At 64.9% G+C, this 12,759-nt stretch carries 14 protein-coding genes; 4 read left to right on the top strand and 10 right to left on the bottom strand.

Annotation, left to right across the window (positions count from 1 at the left end; genetic code table 11):
• The first annotated feature begins 76 nt into the window (after window positions 1–76).
• Window positions 77–436, top strand: coding sequence for a hypothetical protein (locus tag ACXJ16_RS21330; protein ID WP_443478291.1), 360 nt, complete (start codon window positions 77–79; stop codon window positions 434–436).
• 204 nt (window positions 437–640) lie between these two features.
• On the opposite strand, the gene ACXJ16_RS21325 is transcribed toward ACXJ16_RS21330, so the two are convergent.
• From ACXJ16_RS21325 to ACXJ16_RS21305, 5 genes are all read right to left on the bottom strand, one after another.
• Window positions 641–1,129: an isochorismatase family protein gene (locus ACXJ16_RS21325; RefSeq protein WP_463921837.1), complete on the bottom strand. Its 489-nt coding sequence runs from the start codon at window positions 1,127–1,129 to the stop codon at window positions 641–643.
• 36 nt (window positions 1,130–1,165) lie between these two features.
• Window positions 1,166–1,486 carry a hypothetical protein gene (locus ACXJ16_RS21320; RefSeq protein ID WP_054435988.1) on the bottom strand — a complete coding sequence of 107 codons (321 nt, stop codon included), beginning with the start codon at window positions 1,484–1,486 and terminating at the stop codon, window positions 1,166–1,168.
• An 86-nt stretch (window positions 1,487–1,572) separates the two neighbouring features.
• The gene (locus tag ACXJ16_RS21315) at window positions 1,573–3,969 is read right to left on the bottom strand and encodes a TonB-dependent receptor (RefSeq protein WP_463921836.1); all 2,397 of its coding nucleotides are present in this window, start codon (window positions 3,967–3,969) and stop codon (window positions 1,573–1,575) included.
• Complete coding sequence (locus tag ACXJ16_RS21310) at window positions 3,956–4,912, bottom strand: FecR family protein (RefSeq protein WP_463921835.1); 957 nt, start codon at window positions 4,910–4,912, stop codon at window positions 3,956–3,958. Before ACXJ16_RS21310 ends, ACXJ16_RS21315 begins: the two co-directional genes overlap by 14 nt.
• Window positions 4,902–5,468, bottom strand: a complete 567-nt coding sequence (locus ACXJ16_RS21305) for an RNA polymerase sigma factor (protein ID WP_463921834.1) — start codon at window positions 5,466–5,468, stop codon at window positions 4,902–4,904. The genes ACXJ16_RS21310 and ACXJ16_RS21305 overlap by 11 nt, the downstream gene beginning before the upstream one ends.
• A 224-nt stretch (window positions 5,469–5,692) precedes the next feature.
• Between ACXJ16_RS21305 and ACXJ16_RS21300 the strand changes: the two genes are divergently transcribed.
• The gene (locus ACXJ16_RS21300; protein WP_463921833.1) at window positions 5,693–6,481 is read left to right on the top strand and encodes a MipA/OmpV family protein; all 789 of its coding nucleotides are present in this window, start codon (window positions 5,693–5,695) and stop codon (window positions 6,479–6,481) included.
• 271 nt (window positions 6,482–6,752) lie between these two features.
• Window positions 6,753–7,163: a glycine zipper 2TM domain-containing protein gene (locus tag ACXJ16_RS21295; RefSeq protein ID WP_463921832.1), complete on the top strand. Its 411-nt coding sequence runs from the start codon at window positions 6,753–6,755 to the stop codon at window positions 7,161–7,163.
• Between the two features lie 9 nt (window positions 7,164–7,172).
• On the opposite strand, the gene ACXJ16_RS21290 is transcribed toward ACXJ16_RS21295, so the two are convergent.
• The 4 genes from ACXJ16_RS21290 to ACXJ16_RS21275 form a co-directional block, all read right to left on the bottom strand.
• On the bottom strand, window positions 7,173–7,655 hold the full coding sequence (locus tag ACXJ16_RS21290; protein WP_463921831.1) for a nuclear transport factor 2 family protein: 483 nt from the start codon (window positions 7,653–7,655) through the stop codon (window positions 7,173–7,175).
• The gene (locus ACXJ16_RS21285; RefSeq protein ID WP_463921830.1) at window positions 7,655–8,284 is read right to left on the bottom strand and encodes a pyridoxamine 5'-phosphate oxidase family protein; all 630 of its coding nucleotides are present in this window, start codon (window positions 8,282–8,284) and stop codon (window positions 7,655–7,657) included. The genes ACXJ16_RS21290 and ACXJ16_RS21285 overlap by 1 nt, the downstream gene beginning before the upstream one ends.
• Window positions 8,285–8,308: 24 nt before the next feature.
• Window positions 8,309–9,286: an alpha/beta fold hydrolase gene (locus tag ACXJ16_RS21280; protein ID WP_463921829.1), complete on the bottom strand. Its 978-nt coding sequence runs from the start codon at window positions 9,284–9,286 to the stop codon at window positions 8,309–8,311.
• Window positions 9,287–9,414: 128 nt separating this feature from the next.
• Complete coding sequence (locus ACXJ16_RS21275) at window positions 9,415–10,311, bottom strand: LysR family transcriptional regulator (protein ID WP_463921828.1); 897 nt, start codon at window positions 10,309–10,311, stop codon at window positions 9,415–9,417.
• Between the two features lie 210 nt (window positions 10,312–10,521).
• On the opposite strand from ACXJ16_RS21275, the gene ACXJ16_RS21270 reads away from it, so the two are divergent.
• The gene (locus ACXJ16_RS21270; protein WP_454798340.1) at window positions 10,522–11,190 is read left to right on the top strand and encodes a helix-turn-helix domain-containing protein; all 669 of its coding nucleotides are present in this window, start codon (window positions 10,522–10,524) and stop codon (window positions 11,188–11,190) included.
• Window positions 11,191–11,436: 246 nt separating this feature from the next.
• Here ACXJ16_RS21270 and ACXJ16_RS21265 read toward each other — a convergent pair whose 3' ends face one another.
• Entirely contained in the window at window positions 11,437–12,756 is a 1,320-nt protein-coding gene (locus ACXJ16_RS21265; RefSeq protein WP_463921826.1) for a peptide MFS transporter, read from the bottom strand.
• Between the last annotated feature and the right edge of the window lie 3 nt (window positions 12,757–12,759).

Here is a 12,759-nt window from a genome sequence, read left to right as displayed (position 1 = left end):
TCATGCGGATTTGCGGCTTGCGGGCTTCGCTTGTGCCATCGGTTTGCGCTATGGCGGGCGAGGTTTGGAGAATATGATGAACAGTCCGTCGAAGGCATGGGATGGCGAACAGGTCCGCAAATGGCTGGAGCGCCGGTTCGAGGCTTCGAAGCTGGATCAGGCTGCGGCGGACAGGCGCGGCTACGAGGCGCAGGACGACTATGACAAGGCTGCTGCCGAGGAATGGGTCTGCCGTGCCCTGAAGGGGGCGGATTGCACGAACGAGCAGGCCGCGTTTGCGCTGCGTCTGAAGGAACTGATCGCTCAGGACGAGTACCGGGTCACTGGCATCTACGACGATGCCCGGTTCGAGCGGCATGTTCGCGGGCAGCTGCGAAAGCTGGCCAGGATGACCAAGGCCAACGAGGGTTTCGAGAAGACCCTGCGATATCAGTGATCGCTGCCCAGGGGGATGAAAAACCTGCTGCACCGCTCAGGAAAAATTCTATTATATCAATGAGATAGAGAAGCGCGCCGGCGCCCGGGACGTGATCTGGGGCACGGCTCCACGCCGACCCCGCGATGGCCCATATTGCCATTCAGGAATCGCCGGCCCCTCCGGAAACGGCATGACCATCCGGCAATGGCGGGCCGCGCGGCGCTAGCCGCGCATCAGCGCTTCGAGTTCCTGTGGCGATTCCAGTACCGAGCCTTGGCCGAAGTGGTGCCGCCAAAGCCGGGCTCCCAGCGCGGCGGACCGGTCCAGCGAGGAGCCGACCGTCAGCCACTTCAGCATCGTGGGATTCAGGCCCGCGTCGAACAGCATGAAGCCCGCGGCAAGGCAGCAGGTATCCGCCTGGATGCCGCACACCAGAACGCGCTCGACCCCTTCGTCTTTCAGATGGCGGATCAGTTCCGGCGGCGGCGAATAGCCATGCTTTACGAACACCCTGTCGGTCTCGACCAGCGATTGATCATCGGGCGCCGGTTTCCATCCCAACTGTTTCCAGAACGGCGTGACGGTTTCGTCATGCCGCTCGACCGTCGCCACGGAGCGCATGGTGCGCGCGAGTTGCGCTGCGCCTTCGACCAGCCATTGGGGCGGGTTGAAGCTTGGCTGTATGTCGATGACGAGAAGGGCCTGTTCCATGAACCGGATTAACGGGCGCCGCGTAAAAAAGCTACCCTAGTTCCCGTCGGCGTCGACCACGAAGACCATCGGTTTTCCTCGGGATTCCGGCTCCCATCCGGCCATCAGGGCAGCGCGGATTCCCCGTGTGACGATCGCGTCGCTGATTTGGAGACGACCCCGTTGCAGGCCTTTGAGAAGGCGCTTCGGCGGCGGGAATTCCAGCAGTGCGCCGCGCTGGGTGTTCTTCTGTAGCAGGGACACGGTCATGCCCCTCCAGCCGTCGAAATCGCTCCACTGCGGCTCGCGTCGGAGTTCCCAGTCATATTGAAGCCCGTCAACGATGACCGAACCGGCAAGCCTGTTGTTGTGAAGCATTTCGAGGCCTCTAGCATGGTTACGGCCGAACACCATCACGCTAATCGGGCGAAGCGGAACTCGTCCACGCCGCCGAGGTCGTAAGCCTAGAATGCGCGGGTCATTCCGATCCTGATCGTGCGGGGGCGCAGCGGCGTGATCTGGTCTCGTTGCCCGACGCCGAACGGGTTGCCATAACTGAAGGTGTTGCCGTGCGAATCCGTGACATTGGCGATCGTCAGCGACAGGCCCAGCCTGTCGTGGTCAAGGCGTGCGGCAAGGTCGCCGGCCAGATAATCGCCCTGGGGAATGTCGAGGTAGGAGCCGACGCCAAGCCGCGAGGGGCCGACATAGCGGAACGCCGCTTCCAGCCTCAGCCCGGTCCGCGATGCCCAGGTCGTTTCCCATGAGGCCGAGATACGGCCGCCCCTGCTGGGCACATTGGGGAGCGAGGCCTGCGCGTCGATACCGTTTGTGGCGAACCCGCCGGCCGGTTCGCGCAGGCGGCTTCGGTTCAGGAAGGCGGAGGCGCTCAGGGTGATCGAGGAAACCGGCCGAACCGCCAGTTCGACATCGAGCCCGTGCACCAGGCCCCTGCCGATGTTCGTCGTGTAGGGGATCGCATATGGCCCCACGAGATCCGCCTGGATGTTGTGCCAGTCAACGGAAAACAGGGTGGCTTCCAGACGCAAGGGGCTGCCGTCGTATTGGCCCCACCGGAACCCGAGTTCGAACATCCTGAGATCGTCGGGAAGATACCTCTTCGTCAGCACGGCATCGTCGGTGCCGTTGCTCTGCAATGTGAAGCCGAAGCCCCCGGGGCGATATCCGTGGCGATAATCGGCGAATATCGAAAGTGCCGGACCGGCCTCCCACACCAGCCCCAGGGTGCCCGAGAACCTTTGCGTCGTGCCGGTGCTGCCGCCTATTTCCCCGGCCTCAGGCTCGACGTTGATCCCCTTGCGGCTGCTGCGTGCGATCGTCAGCCGCGAGCCCGCGGTTGCAGTGAGCGAAGGCAGCAGGGGATACGAGGCTTGTGCGAAGATCGCGCCTTCGAACTGGTCGTCCTGCAGCCCGGCGCTCCGGTCCCAGCTATCCGCGCCGCCGATGGCCAGTGACCGGCGGTTCGCGCTCCGCGTCATCGCCAGGCCCGCGATCCAGGGAGAACGGGAACCGCCCCCGGCAAGGCGTGTCTCGTGGGAGATCAGCGTTACCTGCTGCTCCTCGCCCAGCCGTGTCACCGCAGGCGCGCCGACATAGCCCGTCGCATCGAAAACGGTCGAGAGGTCCTGCCGCGCCAGCGAAGTCACCGTGGTCAGTTCGGCATTGCCGACCGGGCGGCGTGCGGTGACGAACAGCAGGCGGTAATTGTTCCGGAACGGCTGGGGCACCGATCCCGAGCGGGTGAACGGCGGGTCCTGCCGGAGCACGTATTGCCCGTCGCCGCTTTTGAAGTTCTGGAACACGTTGCCGACCTCGATGGTCCATGCCCCGACGTTCTCGAAGCGTGCGGTGAGCCGTTGCCCGTAGCTGGCGGTGTCGTTGATATTGTTCCGGCCCTGTGCCGGCGCATCGATATAGCCGCCGGCGCGCCCCGCGAATACCACCCAGCGCACCGCCGCATAGTCGTTCAGCGGGACATTGATCATCCCTGCCGCATCGGTGCTGGCCGCGCCGTGCCGGGTGGCGCCTATCCCCATGCTCGCGCTGCCGTAAAGGTCGGCCATGTCGGGGGCGTTCGGAACGAGGCGGAGGATGCCGCCCAGCGCGCTTGGCCCGTAGAGCGTGCCCTGCGGGCCGACGAGCACCTCGAACTTCTGCATGTCGTAGAGGTTGAGGTCGGGGTCGGGGCCATTGTAGGTCAGCCGCACGTCGCCAAGGTATTCGCCCGTCGTCGCCTGGGTCGGGCCGCTGAAGCTGCTGTCGGCGATTCCGCGAATGAACAGCTTGTTTCGCCCGTTGCCGAGGTTGGTCGAACCGAGCAGCGGGGTCATCCGGGTGATCGCGGAACTGCCGTCGGCCGCCTGTGAGGAGAACCAGCCGCCGTCTATCCGTACGACCTTCACCGATCCGGGGTAGGTGCCAAGCGACATGCCCTGTTTGCTGGCGGTGACGAGGATGTCTTGCGGCGGCTCCGGGTTGTCGTTTCCGGCAGGTTCGGGTGCGACCGGTGAGGCGGGCGGCTTGGCCGCTTCGGGCATCCTGCCTTTCGTTATCCGCACGGTCCGGGGGGCGATGAACACGGCCTCGCCGCCGGTTCCCCGCAGGGCCCGCCTGAGCGCGGCAGGCAGGGGCAGGCTGGCGTCCACACCCGGCGAGCGGACGCGGGCAAGGTCGCGATCGGCGAGGATCACCGTCGCCCCGGCCTGCTGCCCCAGCGCGGCCATCACATCTTCCAATGGTCCTGCCGGAACCCGGAAAGTCTCGGCCTTGCCCGGGGCCGGGGCGGCTGCGGCAAGGAGGGCCGCCGCAAGGTGAATGCGGCGGCTTCTAGCGTCGATCATCGCCCCTGGGTTTCATTACCTTGCCGTTTCCTTCGGGCACGGCGACGACATCGAGCGCCGTCATGAGATCGCCGAGCTGCGAAGGATCGCCGCGCCGCACGGCGATGGTGCCGAAATAGGGGCGCGACGCGACCGAGGCATCGGCCCGGATCTTCACCCCCAGCGCACGGGAAAGATCGCCGGCGATGAGCGAGAGCGGGGCGCCGGAATAGGTCAGTTGCCCCTTTCGCCAGGTACCGATCACGGCGCTGTCGGCGGGGGATACGGTGATTTTCCCTTGTCCCCCAGTCGCTTCGAGGGCTTCCCCGGCGCCGAGAGCCGTCTGCGCCGAACCGGGATCGTAGACGACCTTGCCTTCCGCCACCGCCACCCGGATCGCATCTTTTTCGTAGGCGACGTTGAACACCGTCCCCGCGTCCTCGACGATCTTGCCGCCCACTTCCAGCCGGAACGGACGGGCAGGATCGTGGCGAACCTCGAAAAGGGCTTCCCCCGAAGCCAGGGCCGCAAAGCGGGCATCCTTCCTGTCGAACGTCATCCGGCTGTCGCCATTGAGCGTGACGCGCGTGCCCGCATCCAGCGTGACGACCCGGATTTCGCCAGGCCGGGAATAGACGTCGTACCGGTCCGAGGTCAGCCGCGGCGCCATGGCCAGGGCGAGTGCCAGGGCTGCGGCGATGGCGCCGCCCACCAGCCACCGGCGGCGCGAGGGAGAGGCAACGGGCGGCTCATCGTCGTTCGCCGCTTCCCGGAAATCGACGTCGCCTATCACCGGATCGAGGTCCAGATCGATATCCTCGATCCGGTGAAACGCGGCGACATGGGCCGGGTCTTCGGCAAGCCAGGCTTCGAACGCGAACCAATCGTCGTCGCCGCCATCCTTCAGACGGACGAACCATGCGATCGCCTTTTGCCGAACCGTTTCGTCCATCTCACTTTCCACGAAGGGTCTCCTCGTTCCTGAGATGCCGTGACCCTGCCGCCGCCTCATCCATGCGGCGTCTTTTTGCGGCGATGGCTTCATAGGCGCGCGCCAGATGCTTCTCGACGGCGCTGACGCTGATCCCGGTTTCGGCCGCGATATGGCGTTGGGGGACGCCATCTATGCGAAAGCGGCGGAAGATCGTCCGCGTGCGTTCGGGCAGGCGGTCCAGCGTTGCCTGGAGCATGGCCAGTTGTTCGCGGGCGATCATCCTGGTCTCGACCGAGGGCGTCTCGTCGATCTCGGGCGGATCGCCGGTATTCGCGCCGACCCACGCCTCGTCCCGGCGCGCCCTGCGGCCGGCGCTGCGCCGATGCAGGGTGAAGTGGTTCTGGACCATCCTGTAGAGGTAGGCCCTGGGCTGTTCCACGCCGTCAGGTTGCCGGTCGGATATCTTGAGGCTTATGTCCTGAAGGATATCCTCCGCCTCGTCGGGCGTGGCCCCCTGGATCGCGAGATGACGCATCAGGGCGGCCCGCAAGGCCAGAAAGGCCTCGATCAGACCGTTGTTTTCCATGATGTCGTGGGTCGTTCCCGGAGGCTCAATGGCGACGAGCCTAGCGCCGCGCAGATTGCCCCACAACCGTTTTCCAATCATCCCGTAATGCGTGCAGGGGCCATGCCCTCGCCGGGGAAGGAACTTTCCGGTGAGGAATGCCAAGGGCGCGGCATCTAAGTCAGGGGACCGCCGAAACGGCGCGCCCGAACACGTTTGTCGCAAGTTCATGATGGAAGTCTCTGATGATTCTGGAAATCCGTTCACTCGGCCTGGCCGCCGGCCTTTCCGCGGCCCTGTCGGCCGTGCCCGTGCTGGCGCAGGATAACGAAAGCCCGCCGCCCTACAGCGCCGATCACATCATCGTCGGGATGGGCGCTGCCGTGGTGCCGGTCTATCAGGGGGCCGACAAGTACCGCGTGCTGCCGCTGCCGGCTCTCGACATCGCCTCCGGCCGCTTCTTCGCGAACCTCAGGGACGGGATCGGCGCCACGGCGATCGAAACGCGGGACGTCAGCATCGGGGCCAGCATCGCGATGATGCCCGGCTATCGGCGGCGCGATGTGCCGGAGGGCGTGCGCGGGGTGGATTACGGCGCGGGGGCGAGGATCTTCGCCAGGGTCAGGGCAGGCGGTTTCGTCGCCACGCTGGGCGGAACCCAGGGCTTTGTGGGCGGCACCCGCGGCGTCGTTGCCGATGCCAGCCTGGCCTATCCCGTGAACCTGTCCCGGCGAGTGGCGGTGATCCCGGCAGTCGTCACCACCTGGGGCGATCGCAAGCACAACGACCGCTATTTCGGCATCACCGAGCGTGAGTCCCAGGCTTCCGGGGTCGAGGCCTATCGCGCCGGCAGCGGTTTCAAGGATGCCGCCGCGACGGTCACCGTGATCTATCGATTGACCGATCGCATTGCCGCCAGCGCTTCGGGCGGGCTCGTCACGCTGCTGGGTGACGCGAAGCACAGCCCGCTGGTGGCGCATCGAACCCAGCCGTCCGGCTTCTTCTCTCTGACCTATCGTTTCGGCCGGAATTGAACCCCGTCCGCTCCCCGGCTCGCGGAAAAAGTCGGGGGGTATGGATTTTTCCGTGAGGATGAAGCTCTCCGGCGGTGTCTTTGGGGTGAAGGTGCATGAGCACGTCAGCGATAGTCCGAGGCCTTGCTCCCCGCTCCACCCCCGAGCCTTCCGGGTCGCAGCGGACCAAGGTCCGCCCGGAAGGTCTGGACGGTTCGCAACGGAGAGGGCCGTGCTCGCGCGGCCCGCTCGTGCACCTTCACCCCGGCGCTTCGATTTTCAGGATTATGCGATGAACCGATTCAAGATCCTTTCGTGCGCCGCCATGCTCGGACTGGGTTTCGCAGCGCCCGGCGCGCAGGCGCAGGGCTGGAACCCGCAGGATGATGCCCGGCACGGCCGCACGGAGAACCTTGATCGCGGTTGGCACGGCGATCGCCGCGACTGGGAGCCGTCCAGGGCCTATGCCCCGGGGAAGACCGGCGAACGCCGCCTCTCGCGCCGCGATACCGTGTTCAGGGGGCGTGACGGCCGCGCCTACTGCCGCCGCAGTGATGGCACTACGGGACTGGTCGTGGGCGCCGTGGGCGGCGCGATCCTTGCGAAGCTGGCCGGCGGCCGGACGCTTGAATCGCTGGCCGCTGCGGGCGGCGGTGCATTGCTGGGCCGGGAGCTGGACCGCGGCAATGTGACTTGCCGCTAGGAAAGCCAGTCACATGCCGAGTTCGCTAAGGCTCATGTGTTCATCCGGCCGCCTGCCGAGCGGCCAGCGGAACCGGCGGTCGGCTTCGGAGATCGGAGCGTCGTTGATGCAGGCGAAGCGCTTTTGCATCAGCCCGCCTTCGTCGAACTCCCAATTCTCGTTGCCGTAGGACCGGAACCAGTTGCCGCTGTCGTCATGCCATTCATAGGCGAAGCGCACGGCGATGCGATTATCGCGAAAGGCCCATAGTTCCTTGATGAGCCGATAGTCGAGCTCACGCTGCCACTTGCGGGCCAGGAACGCGACAATGGCTGCGCGGCCGTTCAAGAATTCGGCGCGATTGCGCCACACGCTGTCGGGCGTATAAGCCAGCGCGACCTTCCCGGGGTCACGGCTGTTCCAACCGTCTTCGGCAAGGCGTACCTTTTCTGTCGCGGTTTCGAGCGTGAAAGGCGGCAGCGGCGGGCGGCGTTGTGCGAGGGTATCGTCCATCATGCTTCTCCTTGCTCTTCCAGCCTGCCGCGCAGGGCGGCATTCTCCGCTTCCAGCTCGGCCATGCGCTCATGCAGCGGCCTCAGCGCCTGTTCGATTTCCTGTTCGGTAAAGCGCGGGGTGATGTGCTGCGGGCAATTCCAGTCGAACGCTTCCAGCCGCAGCCGGAAAATCCGTTCCGGCCGCGCCTTGTAGCCGGGGTCCAGCACGAGATCGGTCAGCGCCGCATCCGCGTCAAGCGACAGCTTTTCGACGTGCGCGTAGATCTTGAGTCTCATGCGCCTGGGGTAGTCCATCAGGATCAGGCAGGCCCGGTCGTTCGCCGCGAAATTGCCCGTGCTGATATACTGGCGGTTGCCGCGATAGTCGGCGAATGCCAGCGTCCGTTCATCCACCATCTTGAGGAACCCGGCGGGGCCGCCGCGATGCTGGACATAGGGCCAGCCGTCCTCCGACACCGATCCCATGTAGAAGCTGTCGCGCGCGGCGATGAAGGCGGCCTCGTTCCTGGTGAAGCGGTCGAATTCGCGGTCGCCTTCGAAGTGGGCCCACTGCCGGTCGGCACCCATTTCCGCCTGGGCCGCGCGGACGCTGGGCGTCATGGCTATATCCAGAAATCCGTAAGACATGATGTGTCTCCGATGTGAGGGCGGTCAGCGGGGCGCAACCTTGCGGTTGAGGAAGTTGCGGATGAGCGGGGCCATCTCGTCCAGCTTGTCCTCAAGGGCGAAATGCCCGGTGTCGAAAAGGTGGAGTTCCGCCTCGGGCAGATCGCGCAAGTAGGGATGGGCGCCCGGCTCGGGGAAGATCGTGTCGTTCTTGCCCCAGACGATCAGCGTCGGCGGCTTGCGCTCGCGGAAGAACTGCTGGAACTGCGGATAGAGCGGCACATTGGTGCGATAGTCGTAGAACAGGTCGAGCTGGATATCCTTGTTGCCCGGGCGGTCGAGCAGGGCCTGGTCGTGCACCCAGTTGTCCGGGCTGATGCGCGACAGGTCGCTGACGCCGTCGGTGTACTGGAATATGGTCGCTTTCTGCGTCACCAGCCAGGCCTGCGCTGCGCGGTCCTTGGCCGATCCGCTCTTCCAATAGGCCTTGATCGGGTCCCAGAAGGCGCCGAGCCCTTCGTCATAGGCATTGCCGTTCTGGATGATCAGCCCGCTGACCCGCTCGGGATGCTTGATCGCCAGCCGGTAGCCGACCGGCGCGCCATAATCCATGACGTACATGGCATAGCGCTGCGCACCGAGCTGCCCCATCAGCGCATCCACCATCTCGGCGTAATGGCCGAAGCTGTAGGTGAACTGCTCGTGATCGGGCGCATCGCTCTGTCCGAAGCCGGGATAGTCAGGCGCGATCACATGGTAGCGATCGGCGAGCAGCGGGATGAGGTTGCGGAACATGTGCGAGCTGGTGGGGAAACCGTGCAGCAACAGCACGACCGGTCCATCGGCTGGACCGGCTTCCCGGTAGGCCATCTTCACCCCGTCGATGGTCGCCGAGCGGTAGTGGACGGTTGCCGGCGCGATGCTCGTCGCCGCGATATCCCGCGTGGGGGCAGCCATCGCGCTTGCCGGCGCGGCGATACCGGCAGTCGCCAGCATCAGGGAAAGGATCAGTCGCTTGGTCATGTCTTCCACCTTGTTCAGTGCCGCTGCGCGATCTGCGTCAGCCTCTGGTGAAAGATGTAATTGCTGCGATAACCCGCGTTAATTCGCTGGATTTGGAAGTCATTATTTCATGATTCGGAACAATCGGATCAGAGAAGGAGGCTGTTGCTGCGCAGTCTCTCGACTGCGAGATCGACGAAGGCCCGCACTTTGGCGGTGGCGTGTCGCCCTGCGGCATGAACGACGTGAACGGGGATCGGGCTTTCCAGATGGTCTTCGAGTACCGGTTGCAAACGGCCTGCCGCCAGTGCCGGAGCGACCTGGTAGGACAGCACGCGGGTAATTCCCCATCCCTGTTCTGCCGCCGAAATGGCGGCTTCGTTAGTGTTGCAGAGCAGGCGCGGGTGGACGGTGACGCTGGTGCGGCTATCCGCACCGAAGTGCCATTCGGGGGATACCCAGGCACCGGTCGGCATGATGACCCGGTGATGCGCAAGATCGGCCGGGGAGCGGGGGACGCCATGCCTTTCGAAATAGGACGGGGCTCCGCAGATCGTCCGGCGGACCCAACCGACCCGCGTGGCGCTCAGGCCCGAGTCCGGAAGGTTGCCGATCCTGATCGCGACATCGATGCCTTCCTCCACGATGTTCACCGGGCGGTCCACGAACAGGGTCTGCCCGGTCACGCTTGGAAAGCGGTCGAGATATTCGAGCAGGATGGGCAGCACGTGCATCCGCCCGAACATGACCGGCCCGGTGACGATGAGCGCGCCCGTGGGATTGCCGTGCGAACCGGCGGCGGAGGCTTCGGCATCGGCAATGTCGGCAAGGATGCGGCGGCAGTCTTCGAAGTATCGCCGTCCTGCCTCGGTCATCTTTACCGAGCGTGTCGTCCGCGTGAGCAGCCTGACCCCGATCTGGTCTTCCAGGCTGGATATCGCCCGCGTGACCGCGGGTGGGCTGATGCGCAACTGCCGGGCGGCCTCCGCAAAGCTTTCTGCTTCCGCCACCCTGACGAAGATCTTCATGGCCTGCCAGCGGTCCAACCCATCCCCCCCTTTGGAAAAGAGCAGGACGTTGCGCGGAAATGGCCTTTGCGGTCAATGCCGCGTGCAAGACTGGATAGGTGCGCCCCCCGGATATGTATGTCCGGTCGGCAACCTCTCCGTTGTCTAATACTGCTGGCGGATGATAAGGGGTAATTTCCAATTAGGACAAAATGCGCCTAGATGGGCTTTTGAGCGGGAGCGATTTGGATGGCAGGCGGTCGTAGAAGCTTGGGCGCGGTAATCGCCGACTTGCGCACGCGGAATGGCTGGACTCTCAAGGAAATGAGCGAGCTTTGCGGCATTCCCGTTTCCACCCTGTCCAAGGTGGAGCACGACCGCCTCTCGCTTACTTACGACAAGCTCCAGCAATTGGGCGAGCGGCTGAACATCAGCATCGCCGACCTCTTCGCTGAGGGAGAAGGCGCGCCGGCAACGATCATGGGGCGTCGCAGCGTGGGAACGCTGGACCGGGCCGTGCGGGTCGATACGCCCAACTACGAATACTACTACCTCTGCACCGAACTGCGCCAGAAACGGATGGTCCCGGTGATCTCCCGCATCCATGCGCAGTCTCTTGGCGAATTCGGCCAATTGCTGCGGCATTCGGGCGAGGAGTTCATCTTCGTCGTCGATGGTGCGATCACTGTCCACACCGAGTTCTACGAGCCGCTGGAACTGAAGGCGGGAGAATCGATCTACATCGATTCCGGCATGGGCCACGCCTATGTCTGCGCGCCGGGGCACAAGGAGACGACGATCGTCAGTGTCATGTCCAGCGCCGAGGAGGACTTGTCCAGCCTGATCCACGAGGCGCAGCGCAAAACGGCTTCCGGCGAGGAAACGGCGCAGAAAAAGCGGGCCTCGCGCAAGGAATGAGCCGCCGGCTTGGGCCGTAAACTCATGAGCGGCGCTATTCGGGGCGTTGCTTCGGCACTTACAAAAAAGGCCTAAGTTGCGTCGATTGGCCTTGAAACATAGGCATATTCCAGCGCCCTCAGTTTATGCGCCGAGTTGGTGGTTGCAAGCCTCGATGGTACCGGCCGTATCGCTGGGGAACAGGAGACAGGCCGGGGGATGACGAGGGGGCGCCTGTCGATGTCCTGGGTCTATTCGGGACATCACTCATGCATCCGTCCGGCCTCCCGTGCGGTGTTCCTCTGCGACGCGGCGAACGGCCGGGTCGAGCAGGCGAAGCAGCACTGCGGCGATCACGGCGATCACGGCGAGCAGGGCAAAGTAGGTGCCATGGCCCATGCGGCTCCACAGCGTTCCCACCAGACCTGCGCCAAGGCTGCCGGCGAAGATCGCGAGGTACCAAGCCGCCACGGTGGTCGCCCCGAGGCGCGGCGGGGCGAGGCGCGCGAACAGGCCGAGGCCGGTCGGCAGGATGAACAGTTCGCCCGCCGTGAACAGCGCGAAGAACAGCACCAGCCAAAGCCAGTCCGCCTTCCCGCTGCCCGCCTGCCAGGCAACGGCCGCGAGCAGGGCATAGGCCATGGCGACGATCAACGCGCCCTGCATCATGCGCCGTGCTGGCGCTGTGTCTCGGCCGTGCTCTGCCCGCCGCCGCCACATCGAGAGCAACGGCGGCGTCAGCATCATGACCAGCAGGGGATTGAGCGACTGGAACCATGTCATCGGAATGGTCAGGCTGCCGAGGCGACGGTCGATCCCGCTGTCGGCCCAGAGCGCAACGGTATTGCCTACCTGTTCGTAGGCGCCGCGAAATACGGTCACGCAAAGGCCCACGGCGGCCAGGACCAACCATGTGCGGCGATAGTCGGCCGGCCCGGTTTCGTTCTCGTTCGCGTTTTCGCCTGTTCCGGCTTGCGGTGACCGCTCGGGCGGCAGGTGGCGCTGGCCTGCGAGGTAGATGAGCAGGCCCACGAACATACCGATCCCGGCCGCGCCGAAGCCGTAGTGCCAGCCGTAGATCTCGCCCAGAGTGCCGCAGATCAATGGCGCCAGAAAGCCGCCGATATTGATGCCGAGGTAATAGACGTTGTAAGCCCAGCCGCGCCGGGGATCGCCGGGTGCATAGAGGTCGTTGATCTGGCTGGGCAGGCTGGGCAGGAACAGGCCGTTGCCCAGCGCGATCGTTGCCAGCGCCACGTAGAACAGCGGTTCGAACGCCATCATGAAATGCCCGGTCGCCATGATCGTGGCACCCAGCGTGACTGCGCGGCGCTTGCCCAGCCAGCGGTCCGCGATCATCCCGCCCACGATGGGCGTGAAATAGGCGCAGGCCGTATAGGCGCCGTAGACGAACGAGGCCTGCCCCTGGCTCAGCATCAGTTGCCGGGTCATGTAGTAGACCAGCAGTGCGCGCATGCCGAAGTAGGAGAACTGCTCCCACATGTTGGTGAGGAACAGGACGGTCAGCCCCGGCGGCTGGCCGAACCAGTTGCGCGTCGCCGCCGTGGGTGCAGGTTTTCCGTGCATGAC

Source organism: Novosphingobium sp. TK71 (genome assembly GCF_055361505.1).
The sequence above is the reverse complement of the archived record's forward strand: the minus strand, read 5'-3'. Positions and strand labels throughout refer to the sequence as shown.